Annotated in this window: 15 protein-coding genes and 1 pseudogene; 14 read left to right on the top strand and 2 right to left on the bottom strand. The window is 69.6% G+C overall.

The window, feature by feature from the left end; all coding sequences use genetic code 11:
• Positions 1 to 9 precede the first annotated feature (9 nt).
• The 11 genes from IE212_RS12320 to IE212_RS12270 all read left to right on the top strand — a co-directional run bounded on the left by IE212_RS12320 (position 10) and on the right by IE212_RS12270 (position 14,226).
• The gene (locus IE212_RS12320) at positions 10 to 1,929 is read left to right on the top strand and encodes an acetyl/propionyl/methylcrotonyl-CoA carboxylase subunit alpha (protein ID WP_190197828.1); all 1,920 of its coding nucleotides are present in this window, start codon (positions 10 to 12) and stop codon (positions 1,927 to 1,929) included.
• The gene (locus IE212_RS12315) at positions 1,926 to 2,876 is read left to right on the top strand and encodes a hydroxymethylglutaryl-CoA lyase (RefSeq protein WP_190197827.1); all 951 of its coding nucleotides are present in this window, start codon (positions 1,926 to 1,928) and stop codon (positions 2,874 to 2,876) included. The genes IE212_RS12320 and IE212_RS12315 overlap by 4 nt, the downstream gene beginning before the upstream one ends.
• Before the next feature lie 5 nt (positions 2,877 to 2,881).
• Entirely contained in the window at positions 2,882 to 4,042 is a 1,161-nt protein-coding gene (locus IE212_RS12310; protein WP_190197826.1) for an acyl-CoA dehydrogenase family protein, read from the top strand.
• A gap of 150 nt (positions 4,043 to 4,192) precedes the next feature.
• Positions 4,193 to 4,654: a Uma2 family endonuclease gene (locus IE212_RS12305; protein WP_308430194.1), complete on the top strand. Its 462-nt coding sequence runs from the start codon at positions 4,193 to 4,195 to the stop codon at positions 4,652 to 4,654.
• A 187-nt stretch (positions 4,655 to 4,841) separates the two neighbouring features.
• A complete protein-coding gene (locus tag IE212_RS12300; protein WP_190197825.1) occupies positions 4,842 to 6,836 on the top strand; it encodes a glycosyltransferase family 2 protein in 1,995 nt (664 codons plus the stop codon).
• Between the two features lie 198 nt (positions 6,837 to 7,034).
• Positions 7,035 to 8,078 carry an ABC transporter substrate-binding protein gene (locus IE212_RS12295; protein ID WP_190197824.1) on the top strand — a complete coding sequence of 348 codons (1,044 nt, stop codon included), beginning with the start codon at positions 7,035 to 7,037 and terminating at the stop codon, positions 8,076 to 8,078.
• Positions 8,079 to 8,201: 123 nt separating this feature from the next.
• Positions 8,202 to 9,059, top strand: a complete 858-nt coding sequence (locus IE212_RS12290) for a siderophore-interacting protein (RefSeq protein WP_190197823.1) — start codon at positions 8,202 to 8,204, stop codon at positions 9,057 to 9,059.
• Between the two features lie 149 nt (positions 9,060 to 9,208).
• Positions 9,209 to 10,651 carry a lysine decarboxylase DesA gene (gene desA, locus IE212_RS12285; protein WP_190197822.1) on the top strand — a complete coding sequence of 481 codons (1,443 nt, stop codon included), beginning with the start codon at positions 9,209 to 9,211 and terminating at the stop codon, positions 10,649 to 10,651.
• Positions 10,635 to 11,921 carry a lysine N(6)-hydroxylase/L-ornithine N(5)-oxygenase family protein gene (locus IE212_RS12280; RefSeq protein WP_190197821.1) on the top strand — a complete coding sequence of 429 codons (1,287 nt, stop codon included), beginning with the start codon at positions 10,635 to 10,637 and terminating at the stop codon, positions 11,919 to 11,921. Before desA ends, IE212_RS12280 begins: the two co-directional genes overlap by 17 nt.
• Entirely contained in the window at positions 11,918 to 12,457 is a 540-nt protein-coding gene (locus IE212_RS12275; protein WP_190197820.1) for a GNAT family N-acetyltransferase, read from the top strand. Before IE212_RS12280 ends, IE212_RS12275 begins: the two co-directional genes overlap by 4 nt.
• The gene (locus IE212_RS12270) at positions 12,454 to 14,226 is read left to right on the top strand and encodes an IucA/IucC family protein (protein WP_190197819.1); all 1,773 of its coding nucleotides are present in this window, start codon (positions 12,454 to 12,456) and stop codon (positions 14,224 to 14,226) included. Before IE212_RS12275 ends, IE212_RS12270 begins: the two co-directional genes overlap by 4 nt.
• Before the next feature lie 70 nt (positions 14,227 to 14,296).
• Here the strand turns inward: IE212_RS12270 and IE212_RS12265 are convergent, their stop codons facing one another.
• Positions 14,297 to 15,466, bottom strand: a complete 1,170-nt coding sequence (locus IE212_RS12265) for an ROK family transcriptional regulator (RefSeq protein WP_190197818.1) — start codon at positions 15,464 to 15,466, stop codon at positions 14,297 to 14,299.
• A gap of 131 nt (positions 15,467 to 15,597) precedes the next feature.
• Between IE212_RS12265 and IE212_RS12260 the strand changes: the two genes are divergently transcribed.
• From IE212_RS12260 to IE212_RS12250, 3 genes are read left to right on the top strand one after another with little or no spacing between them, the layout of a single operon-like run.
• Positions 15,598 to 16,947 (top strand): aspartate aminotransferase family protein, encoded by a 1,350-nt coding sequence (locus IE212_RS12260; RefSeq protein ID WP_190197817.1) that lies wholly within the window; start codon positions 15,598 to 15,600, stop codon positions 16,945 to 16,947.
• 24 nt (positions 16,948 to 16,971) lie between these two features.
• Positions 16,972 to 18,051, top strand: a complete 1,080-nt coding sequence (locus IE212_RS12255; RefSeq protein ID WP_229864237.1) for a phosphotransferase — start codon at positions 16,972 to 16,974, stop codon at positions 18,049 to 18,051.
• A gap of 53 nt (positions 18,052 to 18,104) precedes the next feature.
• Positions 18,105 to 18,785 (top strand): haloacid dehalogenase type II, encoded by a 681-nt coding sequence (locus tag IE212_RS12250; RefSeq protein WP_190197816.1) that lies wholly within the window; start codon positions 18,105 to 18,107, stop codon positions 18,783 to 18,785.
• Positions 18,786 to 18,897: 112 nt separating this feature from the next.
• Here the strand turns inward: IE212_RS12250 and IE212_RS34895 are convergent.
• Positions 18,898 to 19,075 (bottom strand): annotated as a pseudogene (locus tag IE212_RS34895) (phosphoesterase); the annotation flags it as partial.
• Positions 19,076 to 19,077: the final 2 nt, after the last annotated feature.

Genomic DNA, 19,077 nt, shown 5'->3' with positions numbered 1-19,077 from the left:
CGGACGACGATGTTCGAGACAGTACTGGTGGCCAACCGCGGCGAGATCGCCGTACGGGTGATCCGTACGCTGCGGTCGATGGGCGTGCGCTCGGTGGCCGTCTTCTCCGACGCGGACGCCGACGCCCGGCACGTCCGCGAGGCGGACACCGCGGTCCGGATCGGCCCGGCCCCGGCGTCGGAGAGCTACCTGTCGGTGGAGCGCCTGCTGCGGGCCGCCGCCCGCACGGGCGCGCAGGCCGTCCACCCGGGCTACGGCTTCCTCGCCGAGAACGCCGCCTTCGCGCGCGCCTGCGCCGAGGCGGGACTGGTCTTCATCGGTCCTCCGGCGGACGCGATCGCCCTCATGGGCGACAAGATCCGCGCCAAGGAGACGGTCCGCGAGGCCGGTGTGCCGGTGGTCCCCGGCGGCCGCGACCCGGAGCTGGCTCAGGCGGCCCGCGAGCTGGGCGCGCCGGTGCTGCTGAAGCCGAGCGCGGGCGGCGGCGGCAAGGGCATGCGCCTGGTGCGGGACCTCACCCGGCTGGAGGAGGAGATCGCCTCGGCCCGCCGCGAGGCCCGCGCCTCCTTCGGCGACGACACGCTCCTCGTGGAGCGCTGGATCGACCGCCCCCGCCACATCGAGATCCAGGTCCTGGCGGACGGCCACGGGAACGTGGTCCACCTCGGGGAGCGCGAGTGCTCCCTCCAGCGCCGCCACCAGAAGATCATCGAGGAGGCCCCGAGCGTGCTCCTCGACGAGGAGACGCGCGCCGCGATGGGTGAGGCGGCGGTCCAGGCGGCCCGCTCCTGCGGCTACCGGGGCGCGGGCACGGTGGAGTTCATCGTCCCGGGCGACGACCCGTCGTCGTACTACTTCATGGAGATGAACACCCGCCTCCAGGTGGAGCACCCGGTCACGGAGCTGATCACGGGCCTGGACCTGGTCGAGTGGCAGCTGCGGGTGGCGGCCGGGGAGCCCCTCGGCTTCAAGCAGCGAGACGTCCGGCTGACGGGCCACGCCGTGGAGGCCCGCATCTGCGCCGAGGACCCGGCCCGCGGGTTCCTCCCCTCCGGCGGCACGGTGCTGAAGCTGCGCGAGCCGCAGGGCGACGGCGTCCGCACCGACTCCGGCCTCACCGAGGGCACGGAGGTCGGCAGCCTCTACGACCCGATGCTCTCCAAGGTCATCGCGTACGGCCCGGACCGCGCGACGGCCCTGCGCAAGCTCCGCTCGGCCCTGGCCGAGACGGTCACGCTCGGCGTGCAGACCAACGCCGGCTTCCTGCGCCGCCTGCTCGCCCACCCGGCGGTGGTCGCCGGCGACCTGGACACGGGTCTGGTCGAGCGGGAGGTCGACGGGCTCGTCCGCGCGGACGTACCGGAGGAGGTGTACGAGGCGGCGGCGGCCGTGCGTCTGGACGCGCTGACGCCCGGGGCAGGCGGGGGCTGGACGGACCCCTTCTCGGTCCCCAGCGGCTGGCGACTCGGCGGGGCCCGGAAGCCCCCCGTCTTCCACCTGCGGGTGCGGGAGCCCCTGGAGTACACCCCGCGCGGCACCGCCACCGTCAGCGACGACCGGGTCGTGGTCGCCCTGGACGGCGTCCGCCACACCTTCCACCGCGCCGAGGACTGGCTGGGCCGCGACGGCGACGCCTGGCACGTACACGACCACGACCCGGTGGCCGCGTCCCTCACCCGGGCGGCCCACGCGGGCGCCGACTCGCTGACCGCGCCGATGCCGGGCACGGTGACAGTGGTGAAGGTCGCCGTCGGCGACGAGGTGAGCGCGGGCCAGAGCCTGCTGGTGGTGGAGGCGATGAAGATGGAGCACGTCGTCTCCGCCCCGCACGCGGGCAAGGTCACCGAACTGGACGTGTCGCCCGGCACCACGGTCGCCATGGACCAGGTGCTGGCGGTCATCGCACCGCACGAGGAGGCTGCGGAATGACAGTCCCAGGACTCCCGATGGCCGTACCGGCCAGGGATCTTCCCAGCCGCGTCCGCATCCACGAGGTGGGCGCGCGCGACGGCCTGCAGAACGAGAAGAAGACGGTCCCCACGGAGGTCAAGGCGGAGTTCATCCGCCGCCTCGCCGACGCGGGCCTGACGACGATCGAGGCGACCAGCTTCGTCCACCCCGAGTGGGTCCCGCAGCTGGCGGACGCGGAGCGGCTGTTCCCGATGGTCGGCGACCTCCCGGTGGCCCTCCCGGTCCTCGTCCCGAACGAACGCGGACTGGACCGCGCCCTGGCGCTGGGCGCCCGGCGGGTCGCTGTCTTCGCCAGCGCCACGGAGTCCTTCGCCAAGGCCAACCTCAACCGCACGGTGGACGAGGCGCTGGCGATGTTCGACCCGGTGGTGAGCCGCGCGAAGGCCGCGGACGTCCATGTGCGCGGCTACCTCTCCATGTGCTTCGGCGACCCCTGGGAGGGCGCGGTCCCGGTCCCCCAGGTGGTGAAGGTCTGCCGGGCCCTGCTGGACATGGGCTGCGACGAGCTGAGTCTCGGCGACACGATCGGGGTCGCGACCCCGGGCCATGTGGTCGCGCTCCTCGCGGCCCTCGACGAGGCAGACGTCCCGCCGTCCGTCCTCGGCGTCCACTTCCACGACACCTACGGCCAGGCCCTCGCCAACACCCTCACGGCGCTCCGGCAGGGCGTCACCACGGTGGACGCCTCGGCGGGCGGCCTGGGCGGCTGCCCGTACGCGAAGTCGGCGACGGGCAACCTGGCCACCGAAGACCTCGTGTGGATGCTGCGGGGCCTCGGTATCGACACCGGCATCGACCTCGGCCGCCTCGTCGCCACAAGCGCGTGGATGGCCACCCACCTGGGCCGGCCCAGCCCGTCCCGCACCGTCCGAGCCCTGTCCCACGAGGACACCGAGGAGCAGTGACCACCATGGACTACCGTCTCTCCCCCGAGCTGGAAGAACTCCGCCGCACCGTCGAGGAGTTCGCGCACGAGGTCGTGGCACCCAAGATCGGCGACTTCTACGAGCGGCACGAGTTCCCGTACGAGGTCGTCCGGGAGATGGGCCGCATGGGCCTGTTCGGCCTGCCGTTCCCCGAGGAGTACGGCGGCATGGGCGGCGACTACCTGGCGCTGGGCGTGGCCCTGGAGGAACTCGCCCGAGTCGACTCCTCGGTCGCCATCACACTCGAAGCCGGCGTCTCCCTCGGCGCGATGCCCCTCTACCGCTACGGCACCGAGGCCCAGAAACAGGAGTGGCTCCCCCGCCTCTGCGCGGGCGAACTCCTCGGCGCGTTCGGCCTGACGGAGCCGGACGGCGGCAGCGACGCGAGCGCGACCCGCACGACGGCCCGCCTGGACGAGTCGACGAACGAGTGGGTCATCAACGGCACGAAGTGCTTCATCACCAACTCGGGCACGGACATCACGGGCCTGGTGACCGTCACCGCGGTCACCGGCCGCGCCCCGGACGGCAAGCCCCTGATCTCCTCGATCATCGTCCCCTCCGGCACCCCCGGCTTCACCATCGCGGCCCCGTACTCGAAGGTCGGCTGGAACGCCTCGGACACCCGCGAACTGTCCTTCACGGACGTCCGCGTCCCGGCGGCGAACCTCCTGGGCGAAGAGGGCCGGGGCTACGCCCAGTTCCTGCGCATCCTCGACGAGGGCCGCATCGCGATCGCGGCGCTGGCGACGGGCCTGGCGCAGGGCTGCGTCGACGAATCCGTCAAGTACGCCAAGGAACGCCACGCCTTCGGCAAGCCGATCGCCGCCAACCAGGCCATCCAGTTCAAGATCGCCGAAATGGAGATGAAGGCCCACACGGCCCGCCTGGCCTGGCGCGACGCGGCGGCCCGCCTGGTCTCCGGCGCCCCCTTCAAGAAGGAAGCCGCCCTCGCGAAGCTCCACTCCTCCACGGTCGCGGTCGACAACGCCCGCGAGGCCACCCAGATCCACGGCGGCTACGGCTTCATGAACGAGTACCCGGTCGCCCGCATGTGGCGCGACTCCAAGATCCTGGAGATCGGCGAGGGCACGAGCGAGGTGCAGCGGATGCTGATCGCCCGGGAACTGGGGCTGGCGGGCTGACCGACCGGCCCCGGGGGCCCGCGCCGGCCAGAAAGCGGGCTCCCGCCCCCTTCCCCGCGTAGGCGCACTCGCCGAGCAGCTCGGAGCATTCGCCGAGCACCTGGAAGGGTCCTGGAGCGTCGAGATGGCCCGTCGGGCGCGATACTGGCCATGGAGTGCCCCTCGAAGCGCCACGAGGGCACGGTCCGCCGCATCTGCAAGCATCTGGACGAGCAGCTCCTCGGCACTCATCCCGGCTGCATCTGCGCGAACGGTCCCGAGATCGAGCACCCGGCGATGGGCCGCATGCGCCGCCCCGACGCCGTCGTCATCCCCGAGTCCGCACTCGACGAGGAAGGCCTCGCCGTCGACGCGACGCAGGTCCTGGCGGTCGTCGAAATCGTCTCACCGTCGAACCCGAACAACGACTATGGCGAGAAACTGACCGAATATCCCGCCATGGGCATCCCGCACTACCTGATCGTCGACCCCCGCACCGGCACCATCGAGGTCCACTCCGACCCCTGCAGGAACCGCTACAGCCGCAAGGACCCCTACATCTTCGGGGACTCGGTGCCGTTCGGCCCCTGGACCGTGGAGACCTCGGCGTTCCGGCGCTACCGTCAGTCCTGACGGATCCCTGGCCGAAAAGCCCCCCCCCCGAGCTGACGCTTCACAAGATAGCCACTCAGTGCGCACATAAACGTCATGGTAAGTTCCCTGCAACTATGGCACTTCCCCCTGCGCGCGAGCTGACCACCGCCGCATTCTGACGAGCCGTCGGAAGGGGCGTGCCTCGTTTCACTGGGGGAGCTTCAGAATGACCGGCCCTGCCGTTTCGGTGATTATCGCTGCCTATAACGCGATGCCTTATCTCACGCGTTGCGTCACCTCCGTCGCCGAGCAGAGCATCGGCCAGGAGGCATTGGAAATTCTCGCCGTCGACGACGGCTCGACCGACGGGACGGGCGAGGAACTCGACCGGCTCGCGAGCGAATACCCGACCCTGTTACGGGTCTTTCACCAGGCGAATTCCGGTGGGCCATCAGCACCAAGAAACAAGGGACTCGACCACGCCCGAGGCGAGTTCGTCTTCTTCCTGGACGCCGACGACTACCTGGCCCCCGAGGCACTGGAACGCATGGTGACCATGGCCGAGGAGAACGGCACCGACGTCGTACTCGGCAAGATGGTCGGGGTCGGCGGGCGCGGGGCGCCCACGTCGATGTTCCGTGGCAACCAGCCGAGGACCGACGTGTTCTCGTCGCGCGTCTACTGGACGCTCAACCCCATGAAGCTGTTCCGCCGGAGCCTGCTGGAGCGGCTGGAGCTGCGGTTCCCGACGGATCTGAGAATCGGCGAGGACCAGCTCTTCGTCGGCCCCGCCTATCTCCACGCGGACGGCATCTCCGTACTCGCCGACTACGACTGCCTGTTCTGGGTCGAGCGCGAGGACAGCGGCAACATCACACTGCGCACCGGCGGCTCGGAACCCCGCCTGCGTTTCCTGCCTCGCGTCGTCGACCTGCTCCTGGAAGAGGTACCGCCCGGTCCCCGACGTGACCACTTGGCCCACCGCCACCTGACGGTGGAGGTGCGGCAGCTCCTCGACCACCTCGTGCACGAGCCCCGCCCCGAGCAGGAGAAGACCCTGGCCCGGCTCGCCGAGGTCATCGCGCCACTCTGGCACGAGGGGATGAACGACCGGCTGTCGGCGATGGCCCGCCTGCGTCTGCATCTCGTCAGGCACACCATGCTGGACGAACTCCTCGAACTGGTCCGGTTCGAGCGGGAGCTGGCCCGGAGCGGTGTCGCGACCCCCGTCCTCGTCGACGGCGGCCGCGCCTACGCCCGTTACCCCTACCTCCGCGACCGGTCCCGAGGCATCCCCGACACCTGCTACGACGTGACCAGCCAGCTCGGCGTGCGCCACCACGTCAGCCGCGCCGAACCGCGTGGCACGGTGCTGCACCTGGCCGGACACGGATACCTGCACCGCGTCGCCACCGAGGACGTGTCCACCGAGCTCGTCCTGCGGGAGCGGGACAGTGGGACGGAGTACCGGCTTCCGGTCACGCACACGGCGACCCCCCGGCTCGGCGAGGACGAGGACGAGGGGAGCTATCGCTACGGCAACGCCGGTTTCGAGGCCGCCGTCGACATCACCACCGCCGGGGACGGCCTACCGCTCGCCGACGGCCTCTGGGACATCTCCCTCGCGATCGGCGCCCAGGGCATCTCCCGCGAGGTCCGGATCGGCAGCAGGCGGGACCGCGGTGTCTCAGGCGCGCCGGCGACGCACCTCGTGAACACCGGCGACGGGATCCGTGCCGTGACGCTGTACACCACCAGACCGTACGGCAACTTCACGCTCGACATCGGTGAGCGGAAGCACGAAGTGCTGCCGCAGCTGAGCGTCCCGACGGTGCGTTGGGCTCCCGGCGCGCCCACGGAACTGGAGTTCGCCGGGCGGTGCGCGCTCGCCGCCTTCCCGGACGGCGCCCTCGCCGTTCACCTGAAGGACGGCCGGGGTGGCAGCGCCGTGTTCCCCGCCCGCCCGGCCTCCCGGGCCGGCGGGGATTTCCTGGTTCGGGTGCCCGTCACCGAGCTGCCTCCCGGAGTGTGGAAGGGCCAACTGCGGATCGGGTCCTGGGCCTTGCCGCTGCCGCACACGTCGGCGGACCTCGCTGCCGCCAAGTGGCGCCGTCGCGGCCTGCCCTGGTACGCGAAACCGGCGTCCGAGGGCGGGGAGTTCGCGCTCCGGGTCGCCCGGACCGACCTGGTCCGGGCCCTTGCGAGCCGCCTCACGTCATAGGCGGGGCTCGCCGGGACGTCCCGGCGCTCCCGTGATTCGGATCACTGCTTCGGCGGGCATCCCGGCTCTCTCCCACGGGCACGGATATCAGGGCTCCACTGGACAAGATCTGAGGTTAGGCTAACCTAAGCCTGACCCAGCCAAGCGGCTGTCAGCCGTGCCCGAAGTAGCTCCGTACGCACGAAAGCAGACCCAGCAATGTCGAACGCCAGAACCGCCCGCCTCTCCCGCCGCGGCATCCTCGCCGCCGGTGGTGCCCTCGGACTCGGCGCCCTCGTGACCGCGTGCGGCAGTGAAGACTCCAAGGACGGCGGATCGGGCTCGACGGGCGCCGCCAAGTCCGGCCCCTGGTCCTTCAAGGACGACCGCGGCAAGAACGTCGAGCTCGACAAGGTGCCCGCGAACATAGTCGCCTTCACCGGCGTCGCCGCCGCCCTGTACGACTACGGGGTCTCCGTCAAGGGCGTCTTCGGCCCGACCAAGACGCAGGACGGCAAGCCCGACGTCCAGGCCGGCGACATGGACATCAGCAAGGTGACCGTCCTCGGCAACGCCTGGGACCAGTTCAACGTCGAGAAGTACGCCGCCCTCGCACCGGACGTGCTGATCAGCACGATGTTCGACGACGCCGGCACCCTCTGGTACGTCCCCGAGGACTCCAAGGACAAGATCGCCAAGGTGGCGCCGAGCGTCGGCATCTCCGTCTACGACCGGCAGCTCACCGCCCCGCTGCAGCGCATGTGGGAGCTGGCCGAGTCCCTCGGCGGCGACATGAAGGCCGCGAAGGCCACCGACGCGAAGAAGCGGTTCGAGGAGGCCTCGGAGCGGCTGCGCAAGGCCGCCAAGGCGCACCCCGACATCAAGGTGATGGCCGGCTCCGCGAGCCAGGAGCTGTTCTACGTCTCCGGCACCAACCTCTCCGTCGACCTGGAGTACTTCAAGGCCCTCGGCGTGAACTTCGTCGAGCCGCCGGAGAAGGCCAAGGCCGAGGGCGGCGGCTGGTTCGAGAGCCTGAGCTGGGAGAACGTCGACAAGTACAAGGCCGACGTCATCATGATGGACGACCGCTCCTCGGCGATTCAGCCGGCGGACATCACCGAGGCGACATGGAAGAAGCTGCCGGCGGTGAAGGCCGGGCAGGTCGTCGCGCGTTCGGCTGAGCCGATCCTGTCGTACGACAAGTGCGTGCCGCTGGTGGAGAACCTGGCGAAGGCCATCGAGACCGCGAAGAAGGTCAGCTGAGCGCTCAGCGCCGTGAGGGCTGCCCAGCATATGCGACTGCGGGTCCGCTGTGGCTGGTCGCGCAGTTCCCCGCGCCCCTGAAGGGCGCGTCCCCGCCGCCTGACGTCAACTCAGGAGCCATAGATGACCACCGCCGTAGCCGCCCCGTTCCGTTTCTTCTCACTGCAGGTCGTACGGACGAGGCGGCTCGGTCCGTCCCTGATCCGTGTCACCTTCGGCGGCCCGGATCTGCACGCCTTCCATTCCGGCGGGCGCGACCAGTCACTGTCGTTGTTCCTGCCCCATCCCGGACAGCCCGAGCCGGTCGTTCCGCTCGAGCTCGGTGACGGATGGTGGCAGGGGTGGCGTGAACTGCCGGACGACGTGCGGGCCGTGATGCGCTCGTACACCCTGCGCGCACTGCGGCGCGAGCCGGACGAGATCGACATCGACTTCGCCCTGCACGGCATCGAGCCGGGCGGCTCCGTCCAGGCGGGCCCCGCCTCCCGCTGGGCCGCCCGGGCCACCGCCGGAGACCGGGTCCTGCTTCTGGGTCCGGCCATCGCGGACAACCGGGCGATCCGCTTCCGGCCGCCGGAGGACACCGGCCTGGTGATCCTCTGGGGCGACGAGACCGCCGTACCGGCCGCCTCGGCCATCGTCGAGTCGCTCCCGGCCGGCACCCGCGCGCGGGTCTGGCTGGAGGTGCCGCACGCCGGGGACGTGCAGGACCTGGCGACCGAGGCGGACGCCGAGATCACCTGGCTGGTGCGGGAGGAGACGGGGAGCGCCAAGGAATCGCCCATGGCCCTCGACCTCCTCCGCGACACCCCCGTCACGGCCGCGGACCGCCCCTACGTCTGGATCGCCGGCGAGTCCACCGGCGTGAAGCGACTGCGGCGGCACTTCGTGCACGAGCGCGGGATCGACCGCCGCCGGGTCACGTTCGTCGGCTACTGGCGCCACGGCGTGAGCGAGGAGCAGCTGCGGGACGAGAGTTGACCGCTCGTCAGATTCCGAAGACCTGAGTGACCACGGTCACGGCAGGGGACTGCCCCTCACCCCACAGATTAGGTTAGGCTTACCTAAGTTGAACCGGCGGTTCAACCACCCTGTCCCGCACCGGACTGTCCCCACCGGAGGACCCCTACATGCGCTCGCACCTGCTCAACGACACCACCGCGGAGCAGTACCGCCGCTCCGTGACCGAAGGAGTCGAGCGGGTGGCCGCCAAACTCGCCGCCACCGACAGGCCGTTCACCGGCGTCAGCGTCGACGCCCTCGCCCCCCGGGTCGACGAGATCGACCTCGACCAGCCGCTGCACGACACCGCCGCGGTGCTCGACGAACTGGAGGAGGTCTACCTCCGGGACGCGATCTACTTCCACCACCCCCGCTACCTGGCCCACCTCAACTGCCCGGTCGTCATCCCGGCCGTGCTCGGCGAGGCCGTCCTGTCCGCCGTGAACTCCTCGCTGGACACCTGGGACCAGTCGGCCGGCGGCACGCTCATCGAGCGGAAACTGATCGACTGGACGAACGAGCGCATCGGCCTCGGGTCGGCCGCGGACGGCGTGTTCACCTCCGGGGGCACCCAGTCCAACCTCCAGGCACTGCTGCTGGCCCGCGAGGAGGCGAAGGGCGGCAGCCTTGCCGAACTGCGCGTCTTCGCCTCCGAGGTCAGCCACTTCAGCGTGCAGAAGTCCGCGAAACTGCTCGGACTCGGCCAGGACGCCGTCGTCTCGATCCCCGTCGACCACGACAAGCGCATGCAGACCGTCGCCCTCGCCCGCGAGCTGGAGCGCTGCCGGGAGGACGGCCTCGTCCCCATGGCCGTCGTCGCCACCGCCGGCACCACCGACTTCGGCTCCATCGACCCGCTGCCCGAGATCGCCGAGCTGTGCGAGCAGTTCGGCACCTGGATGCATGTCGACGCCGCCTACGGGTGCGGCCTGCTCGCCTCCCTGAAGCACCGGGACCGCCTGACCGGCATCGAGCGCGCCGACTCGGTCACCGTCGACTACCACAAGTCCTTCTTCCAGCCGGTGAGTTCCTCCGCCGTGCTGGTCCGTGACGCGGCCACGCTGCGGCACGCGACCTACCACGCCGAGTACCTGAACCCGCGCCGCATGGCGCAGGAACGGATCCCCAACCAGGTGGACAAGTCCCTGCAGACCACCCGCCGTTTCGACGCCCTGAAGCTGTGGATGACCCTGCGGACCATGGGTGCCGACGGCATCGGGCAGCTCTTCGACGAGGTGTGCGAACTGGCCCGCGAGGGCTGGCGGCTGCTCGCCGCCGACCCGCGCTTCGACGTCGTGGTCGAGCCGAGCCTGTCCACCCTGGTGTTCCGCTACATCCCGGCGGACGTGACCGACCCCGCCGAGATCGACCGCGCCAACCTCTACGCCCGCAAGGCCCTGTTCGCCTCCGGTGACGCCATCGTCGCGGGCACCAAGGTCGCCGGCCGCCACTACCTGAAGTTCACCCTCCTCAACCCCGAGACGCAGGCGTCCGACATCGCCGCCGTCCTCGATCTGATCGCCGGCCACGCCGAGCAGTACCTGGGAGAGTCCCTTGACCGCGCGTCCTGACAACCCGGCCCCCCTTCCCGCGACTCATGACTTCGTGGGCATCGGGCTCGGCCCCTTCAACCTCGGCCTGGCCTGCCTGACCGAACCCATCGCCGAACTCGACGGCGTCTTCCTGGAGTCGAAGCCCGACTTCGAGTGGCACGCGGGGATGTTCCTCGACGGCGCCCACCTCCAGACCCCGTTCATGTCGGACCTGGTCACGCTCGCCGACCCCACGTCGCCGTACTCCTTCCTGAACTACCTGAAGGAGAAGGGCCGGCTGTACTCGTTCTACATCCGGGAGAACTTCTACCCGCTGCGCGTCGAGTACGACGACTACTGCCGCTGGGCCGCGAACAAGCTGAGCAACATCCGCTTCGGCACGACGGTGACGGAAGTCCGCCACGAGGACGACGTGTATGTCGTGCACACCGAGGCCGGTGACGTGTTCCGCGCCCGCCACCTGGTCCTCGGCACCGGCACCCCGCCCCACATCCCCGAGGCCTGCCGGGGCCTGGGCGGCGACTTCATCCACAACTCCCGTTATCTGCGGCACAAGGCCGAGCTGCAGAAGAAGGACTCGATCACTCTGGTCGGCTCGGGCCAGTCCGCCGCCGAGATCTACTACGACCTGCTCAGCGAGATCGACGTCCACGGCTACCGGCTGAACTGGGTCACCCGCTCCCCCCGCTTCTTCCCGCTGGAGTACACCAAGCTCACGCTGGAGATGACGTCCCCGGAGTACGTCGACTACTTCCGCGAGCTGCCGGAGGCCACCCGCTACCGCCTCACGGGCGAGCAGAAGGGCCTGTTCAAGGGCATCGACGGCGACCTGATCAACGAGATCTTCGACCTGCTCTACCAGAAGAGCCTCGGCGGTCCCGTGCCCACGCGGCTGCTCACCAACTCCTCACTGAACAGCGCGGTGTACGACAACGGCACGTACACGCTCGGCTTCCGCCAGGAGGAGCAGGAGAAGGACTTCGAGCTGACCTCCGAGGGCCTCATCCTGGCCACGGGCTACCGCTACGCCGAGCCCGAGTTCCTGAAGCCGGTCCGCGACCGCCTGGTCTACGACTCGCAGGGCAACTTCGACGTGGCCCGCAACTACGCCATCGACATCACCGGCCGCGGGGTCTTCCTCCAGAACGCCGGCGTCCACACCCACAGCATCACCAGCCCCGACCTGGGCATGGGCCCGTACCGGAACGCGTACATCATCCGCGAGCTGCTCGGCACCGAGTACTACCCGGTCGAGAAGACGATCGCGTTCCAGGAGTTCAGCGTATGAGCATCGGATCCCTCACCCTCCGCCCCCTCGACCCGCTGAAGGACGCCGAGCTGCTGCACTCCTGGGTCACCCACCCCAAGGCGGCCTACTGGATGATGCAGGACGCGGCACTCCAGGACGTCGAGCGCGAGTACCTGCGCATCGCGGCGCACGAGCACCACGACGCGTACCTCGGCCTCCACGACGGCGTGCCTGCCTTCCTCATGGAGAAGTACGACCCCCGGTACGTGGAGCTGGCCGGGCTGTACGACCCGGAGCCCGGCGACGTCGGCATGCACTTCCTGGTCGCCCCGACGGACCGTCCCATCCACGGCTTCACCCGGGCCGTGATCACCGCCGTGATGGAGGAGCTGTTCGCCGACCCGCGCACCCGGCGGGTCGTCGTGGAGCCCGATGTGAGCAACAAGGCCGTGCACGCGCTGAACGAGGCCGTCGGCTTCGTGCCCGTACGTGAGATCGACAAGCCGGAGAAGCGCGCGCTGCTGAGCTTCTGCACCCGCGCGCAGTTCTCGGCCGCCCGAGGAGTAGCCGTATGACCCTGTCCGACGCCGTGGCGCATCTGTCCCCCCACCGCTGGGCGCGGGCCAACCGCCTGCTGATCCGCAAGGCGCTCGCCGAGTTCGCGCATGAGCGGCTCATCACGCCGGAGGCCACCGGTGACGGCGAGTACGTCGTCCGCAGCGACGACGGTCAGACCCGGTACACCTTCAGGGCCACCCGCCGCGCCCTCGACCACTGGCAGGTCGACGCGGAGTCGATCACCCGCCACCGCGACGGCGCCGAGCAGCCGCTGGCGGCCCTGGACTTCTTCATCGAACTGCGGAAGTCCCTGGGCCTGAGCGACGCCATCCTGCCCGTCTACCTGGAGGAGATCTCCTCCACCCTCTCCGGCACCTGCTACAAGCTCACCAAGCCCCAGCTCACCGCGGCCGAGCTGGCGCGCGGCGACTTCCAGACCATCGAGACCGGCATGACCGAGGGCCACCCCTGCTTCGTGGCCAACAACGGGCGGCTCGGCTTCGGCATCCACGAGTACCTGTCGTACGCCCCCGAGACGGCGAGCCCCATCCGGCTGGTCTGGCTCGCGGCACACCGCTCACGTGCCGCGTTCACGGCCGGGGTCGGCATCGAGTACGAGTCGTTCCTGCGCGAGGAGCTGGGCGCGGAGACCGTCGAGCGCTTCCACGGCGTGCTGCGCGAGCAGGACCTCGACCCGGCCGACTACCTCCTGATCCCCGTCCACCCCTGGCAGTGGTGGAACAAGCTCACCGTCACCTTCGCGGCCGAGGTCGCCCGCAAACACCTGGTGTGTCTGGGCGAGGGCGACGACGAGTACCTGGCCCAGCAGTCCATCCGCACCTTCTTCAACACGACCAGCCCCCAGAAGCACTACGTGAAGACGGCCCTGTCCGTCATCAACATGGGCTTCATGCGCGGCCTGTCGGCCGCCTACATGGAGGCCACGCCGGCGATCAACGACTGGCTGGCCCAGCTCATCGAGGGCGACCCGGTGCTGAAGTCCACCGGCCTGTCGATCATCCGGGAGCGGGCCGCGGTCGGCTACCGGCACCTGGAGTACGAGAGGGCCACGGACCGCTACTCGCCGTACCGCAAGATGCTCGCCGCCCTGTGGCGGGAGAGCCCGGTGCCGTCGCTCCAGGAGGGCGAGTCGCTGGCCACCATGGCGTCCCTGGTCCATGTCGACCATGAGGGTGCGTCGGTGGCGGGCGCGCTGATCGAACAGTCGGGTCTCGCCCCGACGGAGTGGCTGCGCCGCTACCTCCAGGCGTACTTCACGCCCCTCCTGCACAGCTTCTACGCCTACGACCTGGTCTTCATGCCGCACGGGGAGAACGTCATCCTCGTGCTGAAGGACGGGGCCGTGCAGCGCGCGATCTACAAGGACATCGCCGAGGAGATCGCCGTCATGGACCCGGAGGCGGTGCTGCCGCCGACGGTGGAGCGGCTGCGGGTGGAGGTGCCGGAGGAGACGAAACTCCTGTCGATCTTCACGGATGTCTTCGACTGCTTCTTCCGCTTCCTCGCGGCGAACCTCGCCACCGAGGGGATCCTGGAGGAGGACGACTTCTGGCGCACGGTCGCGGAGGTCACCCGCGCCTACCAGGAGGCGACACCCGAACTGGCCGACAAGTTCGAGCAGTACGACATGTTCGCCCCCGAGTTCGCGCTGTCCTGCCTCAACCGCCTCCAGCTGCGCAACAACCAGCAGATGGTGGACCTCGCGGACCCGTCCGGCGCACTCCAGCTGGTCGGCGAACTGAAGAACCCGATCGCGAAGTTCTGACCCGCAGGCAGACGAGCACCCCCGGTGTACGGTCCACCGGGGGTGCTCGTCTCTCAGGGGCGCGTGCGGCTCAGAAGGCCGGTGCAGCCGCCTGCACGGCGGCCTGACTCTGGCGCCGCGCGCTGAGCACGGCGTCCCGCAGTCGTTCCTGAGCGATCGCCAGGCAGGCGTAGACCGCTCCCTGTGCCGTCGACAGACCGATCTGATGCGGACCCGTCCTGATGTCCGGCACGGCCGGAAGGTTCTGGTCGAGCCGCTCGCGCACCTGCGGAAGGACGACGTCGACGAGCGGACGCAGCCGGCCCACGAAGTAGACCGACTCCGGGTCGAGCGTCACCGCGACGACACTGACGGCGGTCACGACCGCCGTGGTGAACGCCTGCAGCACCTCGGCGTACGGCGCCTTTGTGTGCGGTCGCTGCCAGAGGTCCTCGATGCGCTCCAGGTCGAGCCCCCGCTTGCGGGCGAACCGGAGGAGACCCCGGGTGCTGAGCAGCTCGTCGAGGTTCTCGTCGCCGGTCCCCGAGGAGAGCACGCCGATGTCGCCGAAGGTGGGTGTGCTTCCCCGGACGAGCTCGTGATCTGTGCAGCCGGCGAAGTTCAGTATGGTGCTGACGCTGAAGAGCGCGGCGTTCTTGACGGTCGCGTCGTCGGTGAGGATGCCCAGCAGGGCCGCGTTGGCGTCACTGTCGAGGAGCACGGGGGCCTCGACCAGGTCCTCGACGGCTCGGTGCAGGTCAGAGCCGGCGAAGATCCTCATCGACTCCGCGGGGCCGAAGATCTCCGTGCCGCCCCGGACCCGGCCGGGCACCGCGACGACGATCTGACGCAGCGGCCCCCGCGCGGACCGGGCGGCCCGCGCGACGAGGTCGACCAGCCATCCCGCGGCGTCCTCGACCTCCTGGTGATCGACGGTGGGCACCGTCACGTGGTGGATCTCCCGCCCCCTCAGGTCGGTCACCAGAACACCGGTGGTCTGGACACCGAAGCTGACTCCGGCGACGTGCCCGGTCGTGCCGGGCAGGTCCAGATAGGTGGAGCGGCGGCCGCGGCCGGTGATCTCGTCGACCCCGCCGTCGATGACGAAGCCGTCGGCACGGAGCTCCTCCACGGCTCTGGACACGGTGGCCTTGCTCAGGCCCGTCAGCTCGATCAGCTGGTTCCGCGTCAAGGGCGCGTGGGAGAGGACCACGTCGAGGACCGATGCCTTGTTGTAGTCGCGAGAGGTCGGGTTGGTCACGTGATGACCATAGCGAGCGCGGTACGCCGGTCGGCAGGGAGTTTCTAGTTTCAGTTTGGAACTGGAAGAAATGCTGCTATGGTTCCGGCCAACGCAACGAGCAATCCCGGACGAGACTGAAGGTGTGCCTGATGACCTCGACACTGAGTCGGGCGATCGCCCACTACCCCAACCGGTTCGACCCCGGGGTACTGAGCGAGCTCCCCGAGCACCTCCAAGCGACCATCCAGCGCCGGAACAAGGTGCTGGGTCCCGGTTACACACTGATCTACAGGGAGCCGGTCGAGTTCGTCTCCGGTCACGGGGCCCACCTGATCGACCGTGACGGCAACGACTACCTGGACGCGTACAACAACGTCCCGTGCGTCGGGCACGCCCACCCCCACGTGGCCGAGGCCGTCGCCCGCCAGATGGCGGTGGTCAACACCAACACGCGCTACGTCCAGGAGGCACTGGTCGACTACGCGGAGCGGCTTCTTTCGACGTTCCCCGAGGAGCTGTCCAGGCTGAGCATCGCGTGCAGCGGATCGGAGGCGAACGACCTGGCGGTACGGGTGGCGCGATTCCACACGGGCGGCGAGGGCGTCATCGTCACCCGCTGGGCCTACCACGGCCTCACCCGTGAGGTGGCGAGCTTCTCACCGACCCTCGGCGCGGGCTCGCCGCTGGGCCCGAACGTCCGGCTCATCGACGCTCCTGACCCGCGCCTGGTCGCGCCCGGATCCACGCTCGCCGAGCACATGCGGCGGCAGGTACGCGGGGCGATCGGCGACCTGGAGCGCCACGGCTACCGGCTCGCGGCCCTGATCACCGACTGCGCCCACAGCAGCGACGGCATCTTCACGGACCCGCCCGGCTACCTGCGGGCCGTGGTGGAGGAGGTGCACGCGGCCGGCGGTGTCTACATCGCGGACGAGGTCCAGTCCGGGTTCGCCCGGCTCGGGGAGTCGATGTGGGGCTTCAGCCGCCACGGTGTGGTGCCGGACATCGTCACCATGGGCAAGCCGATGGGCAACGGCCTGCCGATCTCCGGCGTGGTCTTCCGCCCCGAGGTCTGCGAGGAGTTCGGACGCAACGTCCGCTACTTCAACACCTTCGGCGGCAGCTCCATCCCCGTGGCCGCCGGCGCCGCGGTGCTGGACGTCTTCGAGAAGGAGAACGTGCGGCAGCGCGTCCTGGAGAACGGCAACGCTCTGCGGGCGGGACTGCGGGAGATCACCGAGGATTCGCCCTACGTCGCCGAAGTGCGCGGCGCCGGTCTCTACGTCGGCGTGGAGATCGTCAAGGACCGGGAGACCCTCGAGCCCGACCGCGCACTCGCCGAAGACGTCATCAACGACATGCGCGATCGCCGCGTCCTGATCAGCGGCACGGGCACGTCGGCGAACACCCTGAAGATCCGTCCTCCACTGGCCTTCGACTCCGCCGATGTGACGCGATTCCTGGAGACCTTCGCCGAGGTCGCGAAGAACCGCCTGTGACAGGCCGGCCGAAGGGGGCTGACCGTGAACACCTCACCAGCTACGGATTTCGCCCAGCGGCTCTTCCGGGAGAGCGGCCTGACGTCGTCCCATGAGCCCATCGACGTGTCGCTGGTGAGCGATCTCCTTGAGGAGCACTACCGCCTCACCGGGGGCCTGGGGCGACTGGCGACCGAGAAGGACGACACGTTCAGGCTCGGTACCGACTCGGGCGACTACCTCGTGAAGGTCTCACCACCCGACGAGGCGGAGGCGGTCGTCGCCCTCCAGACCGCCGCGATGCGCCACCTCGAAACCACCGCGCCGCACCTGCCCGTCCAGCGGGTGAAGCTGACCGCCGACGCCGACGACCACGTCCAGATCAGGCTGAGCGGCGGCAGGACCCGCATCCTGCGGGTGTTCCACTTCGTCGAAGGCCCGGTCCTGGCCGATGTGAACCCGGACGCGGAGCGGCTCTCCGAGGCGGGCGGGATGCTGGGGCTGATCGACGTGGCACTCAGGCCGTTCACGCACCCGGCGGACCGGCGAGGCCTGGCATGGGACCTCCGGCATTTCCACCGGCTGACCGAACTGGTCGAGCACACACCGAACCCCGAGCACCGCCAGTTGGCCCGGTCGGTCTTCCGGCTCTTCGGCGAGCACGTCGTCCCGAGGCTGAGCGATCTCGAAACGCAGGTGATCCACGGGGACTTCAGCCCCTACAACATCGTGGTGGAGCCACAGAGCGATCACTTCGTCACCGGTGTCATCGACTTCGGCGACACGGTGCGCAGTGCGGTGATCTTCGACCCCGCCGTTCCGATGGCGAACCTGCTCGGCCGGACGCCGGACGAGCCCTGGCAGGACGCCTGCGCCTTCGCCGCCGGCTACCAGCGGGAGCGGCCGATCCAGGCCCCGGAACTCCCGCTGCTCCCCGTCGCCGCGTTGGCACGGCTCACACTGCGTGCGCTGATCACCAACTGGCGGGCGGAGCGCGCACCCGAACGGCGCGACTACCTCCTCGGTCACGCCAAGGACGACTGGATCAATATCGAGCGTTCCTTGACGGTGAGCCTGGACCACGTCGTCGCGCACCTGAGGGAAGCCCGCCACGGGCGTCCCTGAGAAGCCAGTCCCGGACAAGTGCGGTTTTCCCCAGAAACGACAGGAGCGTCCTCATGGCCATTCCCTCGCTGCAGTTCCGGCCGAAGTACGTCTCGTTCGACTGCTACGGCACGCTGATCGAGTACCCGATCACCCCCATCACGCGTGAACTCGTCGGCGACCGGATCCCCGCGGAGCAGTGGGACCAGTTCGTCAAGGAGTTCCGCGGCTACCGCTACGACCAGGTACGCGGCGAGTACTACCCCTACGAGCGGGTGCTCCAGGACTCCTTCGAGCGGGTCTGCCGCAAGTGGGGTGTGAAAGCCGCCCCCGACGCGGGCAAACGCTTCGCCGAGGGCGTCCGCGGCTGGGGGCCCCACCCGGACGTGGTGGAGCCGCTGAAGAAGATGGCCGAGCACTACAAGCTGGTCATCCTCTCCAACGCCGACGACTCCTTCCTCGCGGAGAGCGTGCCGAAGCTCGGGGCGGACTTCCACGCCGTCTTCACCGCGGAGCAGGCCGGCTACTACAAGCCCCGCTACGCCGCCTTCGAGTACATGCTCGACCAGCTCGACGCCTCCCCCGAGGACTTCGTGCACGTCGCCTCGCACACCCGTTACGACCACATGTCGATGCACGACATGGGCTTCCGCAATCTGGTCCTGCTGGACCGGGGCTACGACCCGGTGACCCACGGCTACGACTACGTGACGGTGAAGTCCCTGGACGACCTCAACACCATGCTCGGCATCTGACCCGAAGGAAGGGTGTCCTCGGAACGCGCACGGCACCTGCCGCGGCGGCGGTCCGGGCCGGGGTTCCGCACCCGTCCCGGGCAGTCGCGGCGGATGCGGCCCGCGGGCCCTGCTCGGCCCGGCGCGCCACCGTGAAGTGGTCGATCCGCTCACCGGTCCCGGCGATGCCCCGCACCTTCAAGGTGGTGTGGCGGCCCTTCGGCGCGGGGGTGACGTCCACGCGCAGGAACGAGTGGTCCAACCTCGCGCTCGTGCCCCTCGTAGGAGTCCGGCGCGCTGAACACGTAGACAC

This window comes from Streptomyces djakartensis (assembly GCF_014651075.1).
Taxonomy (GTDB): domain Bacteria; phylum Actinomycetota; class Actinomycetes; order Streptomycetales; family Streptomycetaceae; genus Streptomyces; species Streptomyces djakartensis.
This window is presented reverse-complemented; position numbering and strand designations above follow the sequence as displayed.